Origin of the sequence: Nonomuraea basaltis, assembly GCF_005893125.1 — a bacterium.
GTDB classification, from domain to species: domain Bacteria; phylum Actinomycetota; class Actinomycetes; order Streptosporangiales; family Streptosporangiaceae; genus Nonomuraea; species Nonomuraea basaltis.
Map to the genome: position 1 here is coordinate 18,267 of NZ_VCJS01000115.1, position 20,809 is coordinate 39,075.

Consider the following 20,809-nt stretch of genomic DNA (forward strand, 5'->3'; position numbering starts at 1 on the left):
TTGAGCCGTGTGCCGCGAGGAGTGGCACGCACGGTCCTGAGGGGGCCCCGCTGATTTCCCAGAGTTCGTGCGAACTGAAGGTTCTTCAGCGGGAACCGAAGGGTGGTTTCCGGCTATGGGTTGTTTGGTTCCTTGGGTTCGTGCGAAGTGGCGGGATCACCCAGTTGCGGCGGCGCCGCCACCATACGCCGCCGAGCGCCCGGACGAGGGCGTAGAGCAGGGCCAGCACAGCTGCCACCGCGAAGACGATCTGCAGCGCCGTCCAGCTCCGCGGCAGGAATTCGACCTCAGGCTGATCACCCGGATCCCTCGGATCCTCGGCCGACTTCCTGCATTCGACGTACCAGCCGACCGCTCCAGACTTTGTGAGATAACCAGCTACGGACGCGGTCTGGCCGTCTCTGACGAAAGCGGCTTGCATTGAGCTGCGAGCATCCATCCGCAGGTAGTGCCGGTCCTGGCTCAGCGGCGACGAGCCGCGCGTGCCGCCCACCATCCAGCCAGTGGCCCAGATGACGAGCTCGTGCGCCGTCAGGGGAAGCACGTCTTCGTCGTAGGGCGGCGAGGGTGAGCGCGCGCAGGCAGCATCTGCCTTTGCTGCTGGCCGATCTCGACACCGCGCGCTCTGCCAGCGCGTGGGCAAGCCGATCAGGACGGACGGCGGAACCGTTAAACCATCCAGGACCGCCCCACGGTAAGGGTAGTAGAGCGGCTCCAAACTGGAGCGCGTTCCGGTCGGCGGGCGGCGGCGGTTGCGCGAGTTCGGGCGCTCGCCAGCACTACCGCCACGGTGGGCTGGCTGAGTGCTGGCCCGCAGCCAGGGCTCCGGCAAAGTCGGTGAGCTGTTAATCATGTGAGGCCGAGGAGGGCCAGTGGGCGGGTGGCGTCTCGGGAGAGGTGTCGGATGGCTTGGGCGAGGTTGGTCGCTCCGGTCAGGCGTAGTGTCGTTCCTTCTGGTGCAGCCTTGACCTCCGCATCCTTCGTGGGCATCGAGTTGGACCGATCTCCGGAAAGCCAGGCCCTCGCACTGCGGTGCGCAACCCAACGACCGATGGGCTTGCCTTGTCCAGTTTCGAGCACGTGCGTGTCCCCATCCACGATCTTCACGACCCTGGCCGTCGCCGTTTGGACTCGACGAACAGACTCCCCAGCCGCAGCACTCCGGTCGACAAGCAGCAGCGCGAGAGAAGTACTACTCGACGTATACCCACGGGTGTCCATTTAGGATCCTGTTGCATGGTCAGCGTCCCCAGGTATCGCGCTGCACAGCTTGGCCGGGAGCCAGCCACCAGTGGTGCAGGACGCCACTTGTGTCGGTGGCCCAGACGTGCTGCTGGCCGTTGATCTCCAAGGCGGTCGGGTTACCGCCGATTCCCTGGGCCCACGTCTCGCTTCTGACGGGTTGCCCGGGCGACCACCACCAGTGGCCCAAGGTTCCGGAAGTGGTGCGGGCGTACACGTGCTGGGTCGTCCCGATGTGCAGGAACGCGGGACGACCGACCGCTCCTAAGCCCCAGACGTCGTGCTGCCAGCCTGATCGCGGGTTCTGGAACCAGTGTTGCAGGTTCCCGGAAGAATCGACCGCCCACACATGCTGCTGATCTTCGGTCTGGCCGGTGACCGGGTCTGCGGCGAGTGTGGTTCCGGTTGTGATCGTCTCTCGGCGGAAACCCTGGTACGGGTTCCACCACACATGCGCGATCGTGCCGGATGTGGTTCGGGCGAAGACGTGTTGCACGTTACCGACCAGTGTCACGCTGGGCCGACCGGTGACACCGCTGGCCCAGGTGTCGGTCCTGATCGGTTGGCCGGGAGTCCACCACCAATGCCGGAGAGTCCCGGTCGTGTCGACGGCCCATACATGCTGGGCGTTCGCGATGACCATCGCGGCGGGGTCTCCGGCAAGGCCGGTGGCCCACGTGTCGCTGGCCCAGGCGGCGTTTGAGGCGTCCCACCATTTGTGGGCCAGCGCTTTCGATTTCGAGCGGGCGAACCAGTGTTGCTGATCGTCGTAGGTGAAGACCACGGGAGGGCCGGCCATCTCGGTCAGCACGGTCTCGGTGGCGATGCCGCCTGAGCTCATCCGCCAATGCCGGACGTCGCCCTCGGCGCGCAGGCCCGAATAGTGCTCCTGGCTGCGGGTGACCCACGCGCGGGAGGCTTCGGTGGCCGCTAGCTTCCCGACCGGCATGGACAGGCCGGTGCCGACGTAGGCGCGGCACTGAAGCCCGCTGGCCGTCTGTGTCCAGTTGGTCGTGATCTGAAGAACGGTGTTCCCATCGGCCGAGCCGAGCAGGGGGCTGCTGTAGCCGTCGCACTGCCAGACATGGTCGGGGCTGTAGCCACGCACCTGCAGCGGGGCCGGTGCCGCGATTTCGAACCAGTCGCCTTGGCCATTGGCCGCGTTGCCAAAGATGATCTTGCCGTCGCCCGGCGCGGGGGTGCCGTCGGATCTGCGTACGCGGTAGGCGTTGATGAGCACGGTATTACCGCTGACCGTGAGCGTAGGGGTGCCGGTCAGGAATGTGCCGTCTGCGGTCCGCACCCGCGTGCCCGGGTCGGCCGGGTTTCCCCAGTGGCGTCCGTCGGAGGACCAGCGTACGTGGACGGCGCAGCCGCGGACCGGGCCCGTCTGGTCGGGCCAGGCGCGATCCGTACAGATCTCGTAACTCATGAGGTAGCGGCCATCGGGGATCTTGCGGACCACGGCCATGCCGGGCCGTTCCTTGCCCATCGGGAGCGCCACGACGTCCTCCGGCGCGCTCCAGGCGAGGCCGTCGCCGCCGTACAGAGCGATGAGCTTCTGGCTCTGCGCGGGGTCGGACTCGTCGGACAGGAACATGATGAGCTCTCCGCCGGAGTCCACGATAAACTCCGGCTCCCACGCGCCCTCGCCCTCCACACTGATCTTGTGGGGTTGGGCGAGGAACGTCCACGAGCGTCCCTGGTCAGTGCTCTTCCAGATGCGCTGGGTCATCTCATCGGCGCCGGCGGCGGGTTTGTCGGCCCAGAAGCTGGCCGCCCACAGCAGCGTTCCCGCCGGCATGTCGCCAACCTGGACAGGGAGCTCGTACAGGGTGTTGCAGCACTTGGAATAGGAGAACCAGTCCTTGACCGCCCCCACGCGGGCGAAGGACTTGCCGTCGTCGGTGCTGTGGAAGATCGCGCCGATGTTCCCCTTGTTCTCGCCGCCATCGTCGGCCGACATCATCTGCGTGGCGACGAGCGTGCCCTTGTCGGGGCCGTGTTCCAGGCGGATGACGCGCGGGTAGGCGGCGAAGTCGTCGCCGAGCATGGTACCGATCGTCACGCCCGGGACGGCGTCGGCAGCAGCGGCGGCCGGTCGTGGCTCCGCCACCTGTGCCGCGGCCACGCAGACAGCCACGAGCGCCGCGCCCACGCTGCGCAATCCTGCTCGCAGGCAGATCATCCTTCGAGCCTCCCCCCGTGATCGCCCTGGGCGCTAAAGTCCTGCTCGGTCTGCCAGTCATCCCCGAGCGGAAAGTCGGCGGGAAAGACCGGGCAGGAGATTTCCCGGGTCAGAACCTGACAGAGGAATCCGGTGAGGGTCCCCTTGTAGTGCCACACCTGGTGGCGTTCGGCGATCAGAACAGTCCACAGCACCGGGTCGGGGTCGGTCAGCCACAGACAGAAGTCGCCGTTCACGGTGATGCCCCAGGGGAAAACACCGCCCGGCTCGGGGTGGACCCGAAACGGCCCGTTCCAGTCCACCGGGATGGGGTCCTCGTACGGGGTGTAGGAGTCCAGCCACCGAGGGCTCCACGAGCGCGGGATATCCAGCATCCGATCGCTCCACGCGCGCTCGTGGGAGGCAGGGTGGAAGACGGACAGGAACTCGGCGACGACCAGGTCGGGATAGCGGGCGGCGAGAGTTTGGTAGTCCGACGGGAAACGCAAGCCATAGCGGCGGTGGAGCGCTTCCCAGTCGACCGGCGCCGGCCGTCCCTGCGGTGGTCCGATGACCTGTTCAAGCCGTGCAAGGGTCGTCATAGGTGACGGTGCCCCCTTCCACGTTTGGGATGCAGGCGTCCAGGAAGAAGCCGTTATCTCCGCTGGCCACTATATGGATCTTGTCCGGCATGCGCTTGGAAAGGTCCTGCTCGGTGTCGGCGGGCGGAGAGTCGGTGTAGACAGGGGCCACGTAGTAGTAGAGCTCTTCTCCGTCATCGACGGTGTAGCGGACCTTGTCCTCCTCGGGGTCCATCAGCACCCGGTTGGCGAGCTGGAACATCGCGACCAGGTTGCGGGGCTCGGAGCCCGATCCGCCTAATTGCGCGGCTAGCAGGTGGCCGCGCGCGTAGCGCCATTCCCCCGAATCGGGGATGCGCTCGTTTTCCGCCGGAAAGCCGGGCGGTTTGATGCCCGTGCTCGCCGGTGAGCCTTCCGGCATCGGGAAGCAGAGCTTCACCCGCATGCCGGTGCGCCGCCCGTGTTCGCCGATGTATCCGTAGTCGGGGTTGTTGCACGACTGCAGATCGCCGCGGAGCCCGGGCACGTTGTAGCGCTGGTACCAGACCCCACCTTCGCACCCGCCGCGGCAGCGGGATGCGACAACGCCGGCGCTGCCATCGTAGGTGAGGGACAGACTGCCTCCCGCCTGCGGCACGGTGGCGCTGCCGGCGACGATGTCGAAGACCCCGCCGACGGCTCCGTAGGAGCTGTAGCCGATGAACCTGCCGTGTGCGCTCATTGCCGGGGCATTGTCGGCGGCGCCCTGCGCCACGGGCGTTCCCCACGTCCCAACGGCCGTCACCTTTTTGGTGAAAGCGGTGAAGGTGGAAGGGTCCTGACCGCGCATTGCAGAATATGTGAGCGTTGTTCCGTCGGCAGAGATGCGCGCCCAGTGGAGATTTTCATACGGCTCGTCTTCGAGGGCTCGGAGCGAGGTCTCGTATTTCTTGGTGCTGTCCCGGTAGAGCTTTAACTCCCAGATATTGGGCTCCTCCTTGCGCCATGTCAGAGTTGTGAATACGACGATGTCGCCATCCGCGGATATATCTCCGCCGCTCCATAGGTCCCCCGGATTGTCTTGAGCAATGATCCGCCGGTTTCCTTCACGTTCGGCGCGGATCAATTCGTGATTGCCTGACTCGCCTGACTCATCCGGACTCTCGCGGAAGATCATGAATAAGGCGATTTCGCCGTCTCCGCTGATCCCATCTACTTCAATCGGCACCGTCTCCGCGGTGCCGTCGTGCACGACCCACACGTCGCCGTCCTCGATGTCGCTGACGATCAAGTCCATGTCCGCGCGCCATGGCTTCGGCAGCGGACTGGTTGGCACGGAACCGTCGGGCAGGGTGATGTAGGCGGCGCGTGAGCCGTCCCAGGCGACCGCGAAGTCCATGCTCGGGTCGACCGGTGCCGGGGTGCGGCCGTCCGGGCGGCGGGAAACGAGCTTGATCTCGCCGGTGTCGACGTCCTTGCGCAGCAGATACAGCGCATCGCTGCCAGGTTCGTACGCCTCCGCCGGCATCAAATTGCTGCCGGCCGCCACCGCGAAGAAGGCGTACCTGCCGTCGCCGGAGATGACCGGCACGTATCTGGCGCTGTCGCGCTTGATGTCGGGGTTGCCGTTGGCGTCGACTGCGAGGTTGCGCGAGTCTCCGTGGAGGCCGAGCCCCTTTGTCGGGATGACGCCGACCACGCCGGAGGGCGAGCTGACCGCGTTCTGACTGGTGGCATAGACCTGCACGGCGTAGGGCACACCGGGAGCCAGACCGTACACCGCCAGGCCCCGTTCGGAGGAGCCGGCGAAGGCCGTCACCGGGACCTGGCCCTGATCGAGCGGAGTGGCCACGACGGCGAAGCCGGTGATGCCGACCAGGCTGTCAGGCGGCGGCTGCCAGCTGACGTTGGCCGACAGCGGAGCCCCTGCGGCCTTGACGTCCACCGGGGCTTGCGGGACGTGGGGGTCGACCTCGACGGTGGCCTCCGCGGTGGGGTCGTCCACGCCGCCGCCCTCGCGGGTGGCGCGCACCACTGCCTGACCGCTGGTGGCCGAGACGTACACACCGTTGTGGTCGATGCTTCCTGGCCCTTGGATGATCTTCCACTGGACTGGGCCGTCGGCGGCGTTGTGGGTGACGGTATTGAAGTCGACCGGCTGGTTGCGGCCGGTGGTGGCATGCGGAGGGGTGATGGAGATGCCGCGGAACGGCCCATCGGCGGTTTTCAGGGTGACGAACAGGTCTTTCGATACCTGGGCGGGGGTACAGGTGTCGAACCAGGAGAAACAGCCTCGGATCATGGCCCCCGCGCGGATCCACCACCACGGGTTGGCGGCGACGTCGGCCTGGGCGGCCAGGTAGGGGTTGACCTCGGCGCCGATGCCGATGGTGCCGGCCAGCGAGATGAACTCCGATCCGGTCAGCCCCAGCCGGGCCGACCCTGAACCGTTCAGGACCGGCGGGTTGGCGACGGTGTGATCGGTGAAGACGGGGCTGATGCCACCGTTGCGGCCGGTTATGGCCGCCTCCACACCAGAGGTGACGGCGGCGTTGCCGGACAGGGTCAGCGCGCCGGAGGCGTCGGCGTTCGCTGTCGCGGTGAGAACGTGGGTGACGACGATGGGGATGCGCAGCCTGCCGACCTTGAGCATTCTGTTAAACCTGTGTCTGCCTAGGCTGAACTGCCGGGTCCAATTCGCCTGGTGAGTGGCGTGCAGCCGGATGGGGCCGGTCAGCTGATTGTGTAGGGCGATGCGGCCCGAGACGGTGCCGGCGCGGATCTTGAGGTTGTAGACCAGTTTCGGGGTCAGGACGAGGTCAGCGTCCAAGCGGCCGCTGGCGCCGATGCTTTGGTGGAGGGGAAAGCGTAGCGGCGGCCCCGCGGGGATCTCGCCGTCGGTCGCCCGCGCGGCTGGGCCGGGCGGGTTGGAGCTGGCGGCCAGGTCGTGGCCGTCAAGGGTGACCTCGCCGGCCAGGTCCCCCTCGGTCAGCAGGTCGGTCAGCGTGGCGGGCACAGTGGCGAGCGACACCCGGTTGCCGGACGTGCTGACGGTGACGATCTTGCGGATCAGCCCGTCGGGCGCCGCCGGCGTTGCTGGGATGATCACGTACCGCCCCGGGGTCAGCTCGGCGACCTCGGCTGGCGCGTTGTCGAAGATCAGGGTTCCGTCGTCGCGGACTGCGGTGAGGGTCTGGGCCGCGGCGGGAGACAACTGCCAGGCCTCGGCCTTCATCCGCAGGGTGGCTCGGATCGGCGCTGTGGCCGCGCTGGCCGGGCTGGTGCCATCCGCGCTGGTGGCGGTGGCGGTGAAGGTGTACTCGGTGGCCGGGTCGAGCCCGGTGACGACGGCGCTGCAGCGCTCCTGCTGGCTAGTGCATTCTCGCTGGGTGACGCTGGTGCCGCCCGGGCTGGCGAGGACGGTGTAGGCGCTGATTGGGACACTGCCGGAGAAAGTGGGCGGGGTCCAGATCACTTCGACCTGTCCGTCGGCGACCGCGGTGGCCTCCAGGTCGGCGGGCGGGCCGGGAGCCTGGCGGGCGGCGGGAGTGATCTGGCCGGCGAGGCTGGCCTCACCGGTGCCGATCGCGTTGGCTGAGGTCAGGCGCACGCTGTAGGCGGTGCCGTTGACCAGGCCGGTCAGCGTCCCGCTCATCGCATCCGCGGGCAGGTTCACGGTGGGGCCGTCGGGGTGCGCCGACAGCGTGTATCCGGTCAAGGGTGCTCCGCCGTCGCCGGCGGGCAGCCACTGAAGGGTGATGCGGCCGTCTCCGGGGACGGTGCGCAGGATGACCGGTGGCAGCGGTGCCTGCCCGGGTCGGGGAGTGGCCTGCGCCGGAAGGGAAGGCTGACTGGCGCCGTTGCCGTTGACCGCCACAATGGTGAAGGTGTACGCGGTGCCGTTGTCCACGCTCTTGACCACGGTCGAGGTGGCATCGCCCGCGACCTCCACCGTCCGGTCGCCCGGCTGGATCGAGATCCGGTAGGTCGTGACCGCTTCGCCGCCGGACGGCGGCGGCGCCCACGTCAGGCGCACCTGCCCGTCACCGGGGTCGGCATCGATGATCAGCGACCGCTCCGGAACCGGCAGCGGCTGCGGGCTAATCACGTTGGATATCGCCGACCAGGCGGAATCGCCGGTGTCGTTGGTGGCTTTGACCCGGAAGCTGTAGCGCTGGCCGTTGGCCAGACTGGTGAATAGGGCCGCTGTCGTGCCCACCGTTTCGGTTTTTCCGGTGCTGGCCTCGGCCACCGTGTACGCGGTAATCGGCGAGGTACCGGAGTCGGCCGGAGCGCTCCAGCTGACGCTCACGCTGCCGCTGGCGGCCGTGGCGATCACGTTCGTCGGCGCTCCGGGGACACGCCCCACCTTGATCGACGCTGAGGGTACGGAAGCGGGTGAGGAGCCCACCGCGTTGGCCGCGGTGACGGTGAAGGTGTAGGCGGTGCCGTTGGTCAGTCCGCTCACAACGGCCTGGCGCCGGGACGCCCCGACGCTGGTCGTCGCCCCGCCCGGGGAAGCCATCACGGTGTAGCCGATGATCGGTGAGCCGCCGTCATCGACGGGTGCCTGCCAGGAAACCGTCGCCGAAGCATCACCGCCCGTCGCCGTGACCCCTGTTGGTGCGGCGGGCTTGCCGCCTGCGGTGAAGTAGGAGAATGTGTCCACCGCCAGGGTGATCGCGGCAGTGCCGGTGTTTTTGATCGCGAAAGTGCCATCGGCGCCCAGCTTCACCGGGACGAAGTTGGCCCAGAAGTCGCCGGCTTGGAAGGCGATGGAGCCGCCACCCGGGATGCTCGCCTGGCCCGTGGGATAGACCCGCAGGAGGCCGCCGGCTGTGCTCTGCGCGGTCAGGTTCACCCCGACGCTGCTCACGCCACTGGCCGGCACCCCGCCCTTTCCAAGCGGCGCGACCGTGTAGACGGCCCCTGCGGGGACCGAGACGTTGTTGACGATCCTGGCCGGGTCGACCGCGACCCCGGTGGAGGCAGTGCCCGCGGCCGCGGGCGCGGCGAAGTACCCGGCGACGTCCGCGTACACCGTCAGGGCCGCCGCACCGTTGTTGTTCACGGTAATCTTGCCGTCCGCCCCGGGGGCGACGATCACCAGGTTGGACAGGAAGTTCGGCGGGCGGTAGTCGATGTTGGACCCGGTCGGAAGCGCGCCGCCGGAGGGGTGGACGATCACCTTGCCCGACCCCGTGCTCTTGACGATGAGGGTCAGTGCCACGAAGGCCACGCCGGTCGCCGGAATGCCGCCCACCCCCACGGCAGTAAACGAGGCGCTGGAGTTCGCCGGCACGCTCTGGTTGCCGATGATCCGGGCCGTGTCCAGCGGCACATAGGACGCCCCCTCGGTGGCGGCCGCTGTGCCGGTGAAATACCCATGAACGTCGGCGTACACGTTCACCGCGGCCGACCCAGTGTTCTTCACCTTGATCTGACCGTCAGTGCCGACCTTGACCATGAGCAGATGGTTGTCCCACACCGCAGAGCGATACCGGGCGCCGGTGACCGCTGGCGCGGCCGCCAAGGTGGAAGGGAACGCGATGAGTCCCCCGGCGGCGCTGGCACCCTTGGCGGATAAGTTCAGCGCGACCGTCGAGACGCCGCTCGCCGGGACACCACCCACCCCCGTAACCTTGACCGTCACGGTGGCGCCCGCCGCGACCGAGGCGTTGCTCATCACCCGGGCTCGCGCCGCGTAGTACTGCCCAGGACTTGGCGAAACCTGCTGGGAGACTGAGGCGGATGCCCCCTGCATCCGCGCCTGCGCGGGCCGCGGCGCCGCCGCCAGCGCCGAGAACACGATCGCCAACGACAGAAGCCAACGTGTGATCACGCCCCCCCGTGCCACCCGCTGAACCGACGCCCATAAGGCCAATGCGACAAGCCCTGCACCACCACGGCCGACACACACGCTGCCACCCTTCGCCCCAGCGGGCACCCCCGCACAGCAAACAGCCACAGCATGAGAGAAAGGGCGCTTCACGCACATCTGTCGCAACGCTGATTGCCGAATCTGCGGATCTACGTATCCGGGAGCGGTCGCTACGCGTTCCGGCCCAGGCCGATGAGACCGTTCTCGTAAGCGAAGACGACGACCTGGACGCGGTCACGCAGACCCAGTTTGGCGAGAATGTGGCTCACATGAGTACGGACAGTGCCCTCAGACAGGCACATCCGCGCTGCGATCTCGGCGTTGGACATGCCGGTGGCGATCTCGGCCAGCACCTCGCGTTCGCGCCGGCTAAGCAGGCCGGCCCGCTGGTCGAGGGCCTTGCCCGAACCCGGGCCCGAATCCGTGCCCGGATCAGGACCCGAGTCGGGCACTGTATCGGGCAGGAAATGCGAGATGAGCCTTTTGGTGGTGGACGGGGCGATGATCGCCTCGCCGGCGTGCACGACCCGGATCGCCTCGGCGAGAGATCGCGGCCCGGTGTCCTTCAACAGGAAACCACTCGCTCCGGCCCTGATCGCGCCGAAGACGTACTCGTCCAGGTCGAAGGTGGTCAGGATAAGGACCCGGGGCCCGCCACGGGCGCAGATGCGGCGGGTCGCCTCGATCCCGTCCATGCCCGGCATCCGGACATCCATTACCACCACGTCCGCGGCTACCTCATCTAGCAGCTCGAGGGCCTCCTGACCGTCCGCAGCCTCGCCGACGACCTCGATCCCGCGTTCACGGCGCAGGACCAGCCGCACTCCGGTGCGGACCAGTTCCTGATCGTCGGCCAGCAGGACGCGGATCGCCTCGGCCACAAGTCACGTCCACCGCAGCGTCGCCGCGACCCGGAACCCACCTGCGGGCAGCGCTGTCGCGTGCGCCGTGCCGCCGAACATCGCGGCGCGTTCACGCATGCCGATCAGACCAAACCCGGACCCGTCCAGCCCCCGCCCCGGAGGATCGTATTGACCTCTTCCAGCACCATCATTGGTGACCTGGATGTGCAGCCCGTCGTCGGCGTAACGAAGTAACACCTCGGCGTCGGCTTCCTTCCCAGCATGCTTGAGCGTGTTCGTCAAGGCTTCTTGCACGATCCGGTAGGCAGCCAGGCCCAAGCCGGGCGGCGTTTGACGGACTTGTCCTTCGACGCGTAACCGTACTCTGTTCGGCAGCCGCTCGGCCAGATCTTGAATCGCGTCGATACCGGGCTGCGGCGCCAGCGGCGCCTCCCGCAGGATCCCCAGCAGCAGCCGAAGCTCCGTCAATGCGGTCCGGCCGGAGCGTCCGATCGCCTCGATGGCCGTGCTCGCCTCGGCTATGTCCTCGTCCAGCAACGCGGCAGCGGCCCCGTCCGACTGGATCACCATGGCGCTCACGTTGTGCGCGACGATGTCGTGCACCTCCCGCGCGATCCGCATCCGCTCCTCGGCCAGTATGGCCTGCGCCCTGCTCTCCTCCGCACTGGTGACGGCGCGGGCGATGGCCTCCGCCTCCGAGCGTCGCAGCCTGCCCAGACCCCATGCGGCGACGCACACCGCGAAGGACGTCGCGAATAGGTCATCGGGAGGAGAGGGCATCGGGAACGGCACGAGAACCAGACCTGCCCACACCTGCACGGCAGTCAGTACGGCAGGCAGCAGCGTGCCGACGACAAACAGGCGGGTCCACGCTGAGGAGGTCCACCGACCTCCGGTGTAGAGCATGAACATCAACGCCGTCGGCGTGCTCAACTCCGCCCAGGACGCGTTCCATTCCGCCCAGATGTCCCATCGTCCGCCGATGAACCACAGCGTCCACACCAGCGCCAGGACCGCCACCGGGAACCGGCGCCTCCAGACCAGGCTGGCATAGACCACCAGATCGCCCCAGAACATCACGGGCAGGCTGCCCGGATCGGTGATGGACCGATCGGAATAGGGCACCTCGATCAGCAAGTACGCACAGGCCACCACCGCCAGGAGCGCATCGGCCACCTGAGGACGGCCGCTCCACCATTCCAATACGCGTCGCACCATGAGCAGACGCTACGGTCCGGTCTCCGATCGGTGATAGTCGACGTACTTGCTAAGCAACTGTCCGGGGGCGACCGTGAGGTGCCCGGGCAGTACGTTGCCAGCATGGCGCGCACTCCACACCCCGACAGCAACCAGCAGGCCAACCTGGCGGCGGTGCACTACGTCGCCGCAGAGATCTGCCGCAGAGGGGCGTGGGCCGACGTGGAAACCACGTCTGAGGGGCACACTGTGATCGTGGCTGGACGCGACCGGGGGCGGCGTGAGATCGGCATTCGCGTGACGATGAGGCGCGCGGGCGACTTTCAGCCAGGATTGCCCAAAGACGACAATCCACGCGTGGACTTCAGGATCTTCGTCGACATGCCCAGCAACGAACCGCCGGGCCGTGTCGACTTTTACGTGATGTTCGAGCCCGAGTATCGGGAGTGGGCCATAGAAGACCACAAACGCAGGCAACCACACGGCCGACCGAGTGGCTCACGACCAGGGGGTAGGGCCGCCCGAGTACCTGGTGACGCAGGTCCCATGGGCTTAGGAGCCGTTGCTGTCGGCGTGAAAGACGCGAACGCCGTGGTGTCCTTGGCCTTGCGCTTCTCGTACTCAGCGCGGCGACATGCCCGGCAGCGACCAGTGGATCCCACACCGGCCTCGGCGAGATCGTGCCCGTTGCGGCACCGCCCGTCAGCGCGCCGACGCCCATCCACCCAGCCAGGCCTTGGGCGAGTCTGAGCACGCCGCTCGCGGCGCGTCTCATTGGACCTGGCCTGCCGGTCTGCGAGGCAGCCCCGGCAGTCGCCGTGCTCGTCCACACCGACGTCCGCCACATCATGGCCGTTACGGCACTGCCCACCGGCACGGTGACGACCATCGGCCCAGCCGCTGCGTACCTTGTGCCGCTCCCTCGACTCACGCAGCCGTGCCGCACGGCAAGTACGGCACGTACGAGCGCCCTTCGGGGTCATGTACGTGTTCTCCGGCGTGAACGGATGGCCCCACTTGCACTCATCCGGCTTCCGGTGGGACGCCCGCCCTCGCGAGGTGTTCACTTCACGAGACGTCGCAATCAAATGGCTGGGGTTGATGCATGCCCGGTGCCGGCAGGAGGGCCCGCCCCGGCAGGTCCGGGGATCGTGGCAGGCATGGTCAACGACTGCCCCCGGCGGGACCGACCCCACGCGAACCTCGTAGACGAGACGATGCGCTAGGAGCGTGCGGCGATTCACCCGCACCTTGGTGTAGCCCTCCCTACTCCGTGCAAGGTGCGGCCAGAACCAACACGCGTCGCCCTCCTGCCCCTCAAGCGCCCACTCGACCAGTTGCTCGGCGCTCATGCCTTCCGGCCGACGATCACCAGTACCGGCTCGGCGACGTTGCTGAGGCGTCTGCACCCTCTGCCGTTCTCGGTTGCAGATACGGCACTGGCGTGCCCCGGAGGGACTCTCGTAGATGTTGTCAGGCGTTCGAGGGTGTCCTCGTCGGCATGTGTCTCGCTGGACACCTGCCTTCGTCCGTGCAGAGTTCTGCCCGAGCGTTGCAGCAGTCAGGTGCGCCGGGTTGCAGCAACGTCGGTGCCGACACCCCTCGCCGCCGTCACACGTGTCGGCGTCGTGACACAGATGGTCGATGCTCTCGGGGCTCTCGCCCGTGGCCATCTCGTAGGCCAGCCGATGAGCCTTGACCACGCGGAACGTACCGCGCGCCTTGCTGCCGACATGGAGCACGCCATAGCCACGCGTGAGAGCCCGCGTCCAGGGCCAGCAGCCGTCAGGGCCGCCAGAGCGGTCTAACGATCGCTCCAAGCGGCCCTGGGCTGCGCGAATCTCCGCGTCATCGAGCCCCAGCAAGATGACACGGGCCTGGTTGTGATTCACACATGCATTCTATTACCCCTACGGCGTTGCAACCGGTGGTGCAAAAGACGCAAAGGCGGTGTTGAATACATCGTAGAACGCGGAGCCGACGTCGCTACCGAGGACGGACAGGTTCAGCGGCAGAGTCGCCGACTCGTCCCGGGACAGCTCCTGCTGGACACCCTCACGCTGCATGCAGCGCGGGATGATCCGCCTCATCCGGCGGGTACCGTCGCCGAGCTCCAGCACGGCCGCCACCTCCGACCGCGTACCGATGCTCGGCGGGGTGTACTTGTAGTACTTGGCGCCGCCGCCCTCCGGCGTGATCTCCTCAATGGTGCCGCCACCATAGACGGCCATAAAGTTCTGCGCGGACCACTCCAGGAGCTCGACCTCGAGGCTCGCGGCGTCCTTGGTCTGCCACACCTTCACCGGGTAGGCGGACTGGTGCGCTTCGGTCTCGGCGAACTCCGGGTCACCCGACCAGGACAGCGAGTCCGGGGTGAACAGGCCGACGTTCTTCCAGCCCGTGGGCATGGCGGCGGTCGGGCCTTCCGGCGCGCTGGTGCCGACCGGCGCCAGCCACAGGGCGGCGATCGACGCGGTAAAGACATTCTCGGCACCCATGTGGGCCCCCTCCACGCGGGGCCGCCCCCCGACGTACGGGGAAGCGGCGGAACGGGTTGGGGACCCAGGCCGGGAATCATGGAGAGGGGAAGGCTTTTGCGTCCGCCTCCGACGACGAGACGCTCTACGCGCCCCAGTTCGGGTGGCACCTCACGGTCGCCCGCGCCACGTACCGTGGCCGCTTGTCCGCCTCCGGCAGGAACCCGCCGCCCTGCGCCGGCCGGACCGACCCGATGACCGGGCCAGCCGGCGGCGGATCAGCACGCGGCAACTCCTCCAGCGCGCCGAGCGCCAGATACAGCAGCCGCCGCAGCTCGGCCTTGCTGCCGTCCATCTCACCGAGGGCCTCGATCTTGATCCGCACCTCGACTTCGGCCGTGTCGTAGTTCTCGGTCCCGCCGGGCACGTCCGTGACCCTGAGCCGCGGGTACGGCGGGATCGAGTACGCGCCCACCCTGTCCGGGCCCAGTGCAGACACCACGGCAGGATGCGTCATGAGCCAGGCGAGCACCACCGGCAGCGGATCAGCGTCGGCCAGGTCCTCGACGCTGGCCACTACGACGCCGGTGTGCTCGAGGTGCTCGGCTTCGCGGCCGGGGGCTTGCTCTTGACCGGCCGCATGGCCGCCTGGACGGACGCGAAGTCGGACGGGTTGGCGTCCTTGACGTAACCGGCGGAGACGAGGCGGTGCGCCTGCTCGCGGTGCAGCGCCAGCTCCGCACCGACCGGGTGCTCCGCCTCCTCGATGCCGAGCTGACGGCACGTGTGAACGCCGATCGGGTGGGCGAGCGTGATCTTGACCATGTCACTCATGCCGCGGAGGATGACGGTCGGGCGTGGCTAGCGTCTCCGCCCGATGCGCTATCCCGCTGTAGCGCCCGCAGGTCCTGGCCTCCACGGTGAGCTGATGGACGGCCCCTTCGTTCTGTCGGAGCCTTCCGCTATGGTCGAGCCGTAGGCCGGTCGCGGCCGACAAGCATCCAGGCCGATCCCCTCGGCCACGACCCGCTACGGCGGGGAGAAGTGGCAGTTCCTTCGGGAGCTGAGCATCGAAACGCATTGACGCCGCACGCCCTGATGACGTGCGGCACCTCCGTCACGCTCAAGGAGCAATGCACGATGCCCGAAGACACACCCAAGACCCTGCCGCCAGCCGAGATCTGGGGCCGCGTCGCCATGCTGATGGCCCGCAACCTTCCGAAGGGCTTCAACCAGGACAAGGCGCTCGGCATGTGGGAGGCCAATCCCCAGGCCGCGTTCATCTTCCTGGGGCGTAATGTCCGATGGTCGCGCCCCAAGCCCACGCAGATAGGCGAGGGCGAGTGGCGCACTCTCCCCGAGACCCGTGACCGGCTCGCAAGGCCGCGGCGAACGTGCCTGCCTACCGACGAGGACCAGTGCAGCGAACTGCTGGCGCAGCTCGACACCAAGGACGCCCCGCCTCCCCGCGCAATGACCACCCTCGAAAGGGAGCAGTTCTGGCGCGGTACGTTTGCGGTCGATGCCAGCATATTTTTTTGTTGTTGTGCTTGCTTTTGTTTGTTTTTTTTGCCCCCAATCCGACATCTCCCCCGTCACTGTCCACAACCGCCAAGCCAAACCTACGGTTCTTTCCCCGCTGGTGGGAGCACATGGGAGCGGTGATTACCGCGACCACGCCCAGAAGATGAGTGGAGCTGTACCGGCGCGACAAGAAGGGGCTCTGCGAGGCGGACGATGACGTCCCGTCGAGTGGCGCAATCCCGTGCCGGCTCATGCGAACCGAAGCCTGGGACGTCCTCGCGTTCTCGCCGACTCACGCCGTGGTGGGTCCTTCGAGTCGCGCCGAGCGGCAGGATGGATGATCGTCGAAGGACTGGCCGGGTGGAGGGTCTTCCCGGAAACGGACGGGTGCGTTATAGCGCTGACGGTAAACGAGGCTCACGAGGCCGGTCCACGGTGAAACGGTGGCACCGAGGGGAAGCTCAGGAGGTATCTTCGCCGGCTGCATCATGATGTCTTCGTAGTAGCCCAGCCCCTGAGCGACGACCCACTGGGCGAGGTCATCGACATAATCCTCGGTGCGGGGCGGCGACACGTACCTGAGGAACTCCTCGTCCTTCAGGTCGGCAGCGCACTCCTCGTACGTCCAATAGAACTCGACGAGATCATGCTCGGACATGCCGTCAATCCGGCGGGCGAGTTCGTCAGGATCGCCCAGGCCCACATCGATCAGCTTCCAGAATGTCATCCAGTACGCCATGTCATCCTCAGGCTACCGGCCGAACCGGTCTCTGAGAGATCCCAGGGTGAAGCGCTCCCGTTGGAGTTTTGCTCAGATGACGTCCCGCCGAGTGGCGCAATCTCGTGCCGAGCTGAAAGATCCAAGACGCCTTCGATGCCAGGTGATCAGCACTGAATGCGCTCGCAAAGATCGCCAGAAACTACACCACTCCAGGGGACGTCATCGCATGCCCCACGCAGGATGGTTAGGATCATCAGCCCTCGATGGCTGACGAGCCCCGCCTCGGCGGGGCTCTCGTCATTCCCGACCTGATCGCCCGCCCTCACAGTGGGGCGAGTCTCAGGCCGTCCCTTCCCACTCCAGGAAGTTCCGGTCACCGGCCAGCAGCCACACCCGTACCAGCACGGGATGCCCTTCACGGTCGCGCAACGCCGCCACATGCTCCAGGACAGGAGTCTCCGGGCTCACGCCAAGCAGCTCCTGCTGCTCGGGCGTGGGCGGGTAGGCGCGCACCTGCACGCGCGACCGCACCACCGCCAACCCGGCCCGGCCGAGCAGCACCACATCGTCCTCTTCCAGCGGCGCCGCCCTGCCGAGCTCTGGTACAGCCGAGACGGCCCGGCCGGAGTAGTACGACGACGTCACCGCGCCTGCCACGACCCGCCGGCACACGACGTCGTCGTCCTCCGGCATGAGCTGGGCCACCCGGCCGGACGGGACCACGGTGCTCACCGACACCGCGGCGCCGAATTCCCGCCCGCCGCCAATCGCCGTCAGCGTGGCGTTGATCGGCTGCGGATCCCACAAACGCACCACATAGCCAGCTTGCGGCCTCGCCTCAAGCAGCCCTTCCGTTTTCAACGCGAGCAGGGCCGTGCGGGCTGGCGTGCGGGAGACGCCGTACTGCTCCGCAATCGCCTCCTCGGACGGCAACTGATCCCCCGGGCGCAATTCACGGCCTATCCGCTGGCGTAGGTCAGCAGCAATCCGTTTCGCCATATCTCCGCGCCCGGCGTTCGCCACCAGGTCCTCCCCCCACCGCCGCGCGTTCAGCGCAATGGCCGCCGCCGGGTTACGTGCATCTGTCCGGGCCATCGTGCCCGCTCCAGTTGACATCCTCAACTCCCCCGATCTACGTTAGTCGTACTAGTACTACTAGTACCACTAATCCTTATCCGAGGAAAGGACGCGACGTGCCACTCATCAGGCGGAACCGCAGAAACGCGGACCAGGCCGAGACCGCCCCGGAACGGGTGTGCTTCGACGGCATCTCCGCCACGGTGATCGAGCGCACGACCGACTTCGTGACCGTCAAGCTCGACGACGGCACCCAGCCCAGCGTCCGCCCTCACAAGGTCACGACCTGCACCTGCGGCGGGAGGGGCTGCAAATGAACCTGATCATGGACGCGCTCTGGTGGATGGGCCTGGTATGTGTGCCGGCCAGCATCATCAGCCGCGCCACCTGGGACGGGCAGCACCAGCACCCCACTCCCGCCGACCGCTGGAACGACCGGAACCACACCCCCTGGCCGGCCACCTGGACCCGCCGGGCCCTCCGCGTCGCCTACCACCTCGGCCGCGCCCTCGGCTGGGCCCTCCTCCTGCTCCTCTGGATCGCCATCGGGCTCACACTCGCCGCGCTCGAACTCGGCGGCGAAACCTGCAAGACCCTCGCCTACACCGTCGCCGCCCTCGCCCTGGCACTCGCCTACCTCGTCGAGCACGCCAAGCGGCTGATGACCGGCCCCACCCCCGCCAACGCGCCCGCGCTCACCACCTGAAAAGGACCCCGCGATGGACCTCGGCCTCGGCTACCTCGACGTCACCCTCTTCACCCTCATCCAATGGCCGATCGGCTTCAAAGTTCCCTGGTGGGCGGTCGGTCTCGTAGTTCTCGCCCTCATCTTCTTCCTGACCAGACTCACCCAGTCCCGCGACTAACCCCTCCCCATCTCCGGTTCAGAAAGGAGTCACCCGTGTTCGGCAAGCCGCTCCAGGCCGCACTGCCGCCGGCCGCCGACGCTGGCCAGGCCGCACTCCCGGCCAAGCCCAAGCGCGGGCTGCTGGCGCGCGCTGCCCGAGCGGCCGCCTACCACCTCGTGTGGCGGCCCATCCGCTGGGAACTGCGCCGCATGTGGGCTCGCCGCGAGTTCCACATCCCCTGGACGGCCGCCGCCAGCATGTACGGCTACGCCACCATCCACCACCTGGCGGGCGCCCCCTGGTGGATCACCCCCGCCGCAACCGCCGCAGCGGCCGCCGCCACCTACTGGTTCCTGTCCCGCCACGACGTCCTCCCCCTCACGCCCACAGTCGCGACCACCACCGCGGCCACGGCCGGAGCGTGGACGACCGCCGCCACGTTCACCCCGTTCGACCCCATCACCGCCACCTCGTGGACGGCGCTCACCCTCGGCGGCATCGTGGCCTGGGGCTTCTCCTCGCCTGCCCGCCGCTGGCGGGCAGCCCGGATCCGCGTCCGCTACAGCTCCCGCCGCCTCCCCGGCGTGCTGGCCGCGATCAGCTTCGCCGGCGTCGTCGTCGCCGCCCGCCCCACCGTGAGCGGAACCGGCCGCACCGCCTACCCTCTGCGCCTCCCCGCAGGCATCACCAGACGCAAGCTGGAGAAGGCCATCCGCGAGATCGAGGCGGGCATGGACTGGGCCGAAGGGTCCGTCCGCGAGATCACCCACGACCCCAAGCACAGCGCCGCCTCCCGCGTCCTCCTCATCCACCACGAGGGCGGCATCAAGGCCCGCACGGTGAAGTTCGACCCACCCGAGATGCCGCGCTCGGTGTATGACCGGCGCTGGATGGGTGTCACCGACCAGGGCGAGCCGTACTACACCACCCCGATCATCCAGGGGCACGGCGCGACCCACTCCATGGTGGGCGGCGCCACTGGCTCCACCAAGTCCAACCTGCTGCGCCTGCGCGCCCTGCACGCCGCCCACACGCCCACCCTCATCTGGGTGATCGACCTCAAGAGCACCGGCAAGGCGTACGCCCACCTGCTCCCCCGGATCGACCGGATCGCCGTCACCGAGGAACAGGCCGCCGAGCTGATGGCCGACGCCGCGGCGATGGTCCCGCTCCGCGCCGAACTCCTCCTCCCCGAGCACAACCAGGTCCTGCCCGCCACCGAGGCGGACGGCGACGCAGGCTTCTGCGCCGTCGAGATCCTCGCCGACGAAATCCGCACCATCTGGGCCAAGACCCGCCGCAGCGCAGCCCTGATCGTCGAGGACAGCAACAAGGTCACGTCCGAGGCCCGCGCCTTCCTCATCGGCGTGCACGCCGCCACCCAGTACTGGAACCAAGACTCCGCCCACCCCAAGCTGCTGGCCAACTTCACCGACGCGTTCGCCGGCCGCACCCGCTACGACTCCGACAGCCAGTTCCTGCTGCGCCGCTGGAACCGCTACAAGACCAGCGAACTCCCCAAGGGCGCGTACTACGTGCAGTCCAGCGGCAGCGAGGACCCCACCCTCATCTACACGCCGGAGGTGACCGACCTCATGCTCATGCAGACCGCCACCGAGACCGAGGCGCTCGCCCCCACCCTGGAAGCGTCCACCGCCGACCGGCTCCCGCACTACCGGAACCGGTGGGCGCACCTGCCCGACAATCTCCTCCAGTACGCGAGCGAGGCGCAGAAGCAGATGGTGCGCGAAGCCCGGATCCGGCTCGGCATGGAGCCCGCCCCCGGCGCCGAACTCGGCCGCGCAGCCGCGGCCGACGACAAGCCGCTCCGCCTGGTGGTGTCCGAGACCATCGACGAGACGACCGCGCTGCTGAGCGAGATCGCCGACCCGCACCTGCGGGCGCTCGCCGCCATCCACCTCTCCCCCGGCCTGATCTCCACGGCCGACTCCAACGCGGCCGCGCCGCGCAGCCGCCAATGGGCGAGCGAACGCCGCGCAATCTGGCGCGACGAGCTCAAGCTCGTCGCGCAGACCGAACGAGGGAAGTGGCGGCGAATCGTGGGGGAGCGCGACTTCATCGCCGGCGTCCTGGAAGCCGAGGAGACCATCCGGGCCAGACGCGGCACCGGCGCCGGAGGCGGGGGAGAGGCGACAGAGCCGGACCCCGAAGACACCCCTGATGACCTGCCCATACACCCCCTCCCAGGGGTGGCCCACCTGGACATACACCCCTGTCTCTTATACAAATCT

17 protein-coding genes are annotated in these 20,809 nt (G+C 67.9%); 5 read left to right on the forward strand and 12 right to left on the reverse strand.

What is annotated here, in order from left to right; genetic code table 11:
- Positions 1–85: 85 nt before the first annotated feature.
- From EJK15_RS40035 to EJK15_RS40090, 10 genes are all read right to left on the reverse strand, one after another.
- Positions 86–544, reverse strand: a complete 459-nt coding sequence (locus tag EJK15_RS40035) for a hypothetical protein (RefSeq protein ID WP_138715691.1) — start codon at positions 542–544, stop codon at positions 86–88.
- Between the two features lie 696 nt (positions 545–1,240).
- On the reverse strand, positions 1,241–3,400 hold the full coding sequence (locus EJK15_RS40045; protein WP_171074808.1) for a hypothetical protein: 2,160 nt from the start codon (positions 3,398–3,400) through the stop codon (positions 1,241–1,243).
- Between the two features lie 26 nt (positions 3,401–3,426).
- Positions 3,427–4,011, reverse strand: coding sequence for a hypothetical protein (locus EJK15_RS40050; RefSeq protein WP_138715694.1), 585 nt, complete (start codon positions 4,009–4,011; stop codon positions 3,427–3,429).
- Positions 3,989–9,778: a fibronectin type III domain-containing protein gene (locus EJK15_RS40055; protein WP_240777517.1), complete on the reverse strand. Its 5,790-nt coding sequence runs from the start codon at positions 9,776–9,778 to the stop codon at positions 3,989–3,991. Before EJK15_RS40055 ends, EJK15_RS40050 begins: the two co-directional genes overlap by 23 nt.
- Positions 9,779–10,020: 242 nt before the next feature.
- Entirely contained in the window at positions 10,021–10,731 is a 711-nt protein-coding gene (locus EJK15_RS40060; RefSeq protein WP_138715696.1) for a response regulator, read from the reverse strand.
- 3 nt (positions 10,732–10,734) lie between these two features.
- Positions 10,735–11,931, reverse strand: coding sequence for a sensor histidine kinase (locus EJK15_RS40065; protein ID WP_138715697.1), 1,197 nt, complete (start codon positions 11,929–11,931; stop codon positions 10,735–10,737).
- Between the two features lie 395 nt (positions 11,932–12,326).
- The gene (locus EJK15_RS77855) at positions 12,327–13,583 is read right to left on the reverse strand and encodes an HNH endonuclease (RefSeq protein WP_420847127.1); all 1,257 of its coding nucleotides are present in this window, start codon (positions 13,581–13,583) and stop codon (positions 12,327–12,329) included.
- Positions 13,584–13,820: 237 nt separating this feature from the next.
- Entirely contained in the window at positions 13,821–14,408 is a 588-nt protein-coding gene (locus EJK15_RS40080; RefSeq protein WP_138715698.1) for a phage tail tube protein, read from the reverse strand.
- A gap of 124 nt (positions 14,409–14,532) precedes the next feature.
- Positions 14,533–14,964: a hypothetical protein gene (locus tag EJK15_RS40085; RefSeq protein WP_138715699.1), complete on the reverse strand. Its 432-nt coding sequence runs from the start codon at positions 14,962–14,964 to the stop codon at positions 14,533–14,535.
- Complete coding sequence (locus EJK15_RS40090) at positions 14,964–15,221, reverse strand: hypothetical protein (protein ID WP_138715700.1); 258 nt, start codon at positions 15,219–15,221, stop codon at positions 14,964–14,966. The genes EJK15_RS40085 and EJK15_RS40090 overlap by 1 nt, the downstream gene beginning before the upstream one ends.
- A 306-nt stretch (positions 15,222–15,527) precedes the next feature.
- Here EJK15_RS40090 and EJK15_RS40095 point away from each other — a divergent pair, with 306 nt between their 5' ends.
- Positions 15,528–16,052: a hypothetical protein gene (locus EJK15_RS40095; protein ID WP_138715701.1), complete on the forward strand. Its 525-nt coding sequence runs from the start codon at positions 15,528–15,530 to the stop codon at positions 16,050–16,052.
- Between the two features lie 151 nt (positions 16,053–16,203).
- Here the strand turns inward: EJK15_RS40095 and EJK15_RS40100 are convergent, their stop codons facing one another.
- Both EJK15_RS40100 and EJK15_RS40105 read right to left on the reverse strand, forming a co-directional pair.
- Positions 16,204–16,650: a hypothetical protein gene (locus EJK15_RS40100; RefSeq protein WP_138715702.1), complete on the reverse strand. Its 447-nt coding sequence runs from the start codon at positions 16,648–16,650 to the stop codon at positions 16,204–16,206.
- A gap of 321 nt (positions 16,651–16,971) precedes the next feature.
- The gene (locus tag EJK15_RS40105) at positions 16,972–17,727 is read right to left on the reverse strand and encodes a GntR family transcriptional regulator (RefSeq protein WP_171074809.1); all 756 of its coding nucleotides are present in this window, start codon (positions 17,725–17,727) and stop codon (positions 16,972–16,974) included.
- A gap of 98 nt (positions 17,728–17,825) precedes the next feature.
- Here EJK15_RS40105 and EJK15_RS40110 point away from each other — a divergent pair, with 98 nt between their 5' ends.
- The 4 genes from EJK15_RS40110 to EJK15_RS40120 all read left to right on the forward strand — a co-directional run.
- On the forward strand, positions 17,826–18,026 hold the full coding sequence (locus EJK15_RS40110) for a hypothetical protein (protein WP_138715704.1): 201 nt from the start codon (positions 17,826–17,828) through the stop codon (positions 18,024–18,026).
- The gene (locus tag EJK15_RS40115; RefSeq protein ID WP_138715705.1) at positions 18,023–18,415 is read left to right on the forward strand and encodes a hypothetical protein; all 393 of its coding nucleotides are present in this window, start codon (positions 18,023–18,025) and stop codon (positions 18,413–18,415) included. Before EJK15_RS40110 ends, EJK15_RS40115 begins: the two co-directional genes overlap by 4 nt.
- Before the next feature lie 13 nt (positions 18,416–18,428).
- A complete protein-coding gene (locus EJK15_RS71260) occupies positions 18,429–18,575 on the forward strand; it encodes a hypothetical protein (protein ID WP_171074810.1) in 147 nt (48 codons plus the stop codon).
- Between the two features lie 35 nt (positions 18,576–18,610).
- The coding region (locus EJK15_RS40120; RefSeq protein WP_206061391.1) for a hypothetical protein at positions 18,611–20,809 on the forward strand (2,199 nt) is incomplete at its 3' end.

Coding starts and splice junctions, on each gene's coding strand:
- EJK15_RS71260 (WP_171074810.1), top strand. CDS start 18,429: ATGGACCTCGGCCTCGGCTACCTCGACGTCACCCTCTTCACCCTCATC.
- EJK15_RS40115 (WP_138715705.1), top strand. CDS start 18,023: ATGAACCTGATCATGGACGCGCTCTGGTGGATGGGCCTGGTATGTGTG.
- EJK15_RS40080 (WP_138715698.1), bottom strand. CDS start 14,408: ATGGGTGCCGAGAATGTCTTTACCGCGTCGATCGCCGCCCTGTGGCTG.
- EJK15_RS40105 (WP_171074809.1), bottom strand. CDS start 17,727: ATGGCCCGGACAGATGCACGTAACCCGGCGGCGGCCATTGCGCTGAAC.
- EJK15_RS40100 (WP_138715702.1), bottom strand. CDS start 16,650: ATGGCGTACTGGATGACATTCTGGAAGCTGATCGATGTGGGCCTGGGC.
- EJK15_RS40050 (WP_138715694.1), bottom strand. CDS start 4,011: ATGACGACCCTTGCACGGCTTGAACAGGTCATCGGACCACCGCAGGGA.
- EJK15_RS77855 (WP_420847127.1), bottom strand. CDS start 13,583: ATGGCCACGGGCGAGAGCCCCGAGAGCATCGACCATCTGTGTCACGAC.
- EJK15_RS40095 (WP_138715701.1), top strand. CDS start 15,528: ATGCCCGAAGACACACCCAAGACCCTGCCGCCAGCCGAGATCTGGGGC.
- EJK15_RS40090 (WP_138715700.1), bottom strand. CDS start 15,221: ATGAGTGACATGGTCAAGATCACGCTCGCCCACCCGATCGGCGTTCAC.
- EJK15_RS40065 (WP_138715697.1), bottom strand. CDS start 11,931: ATGGTGCGACGCGTATTGGAATGGTGGAGCGGCCGTCCTCAGGTGGCC.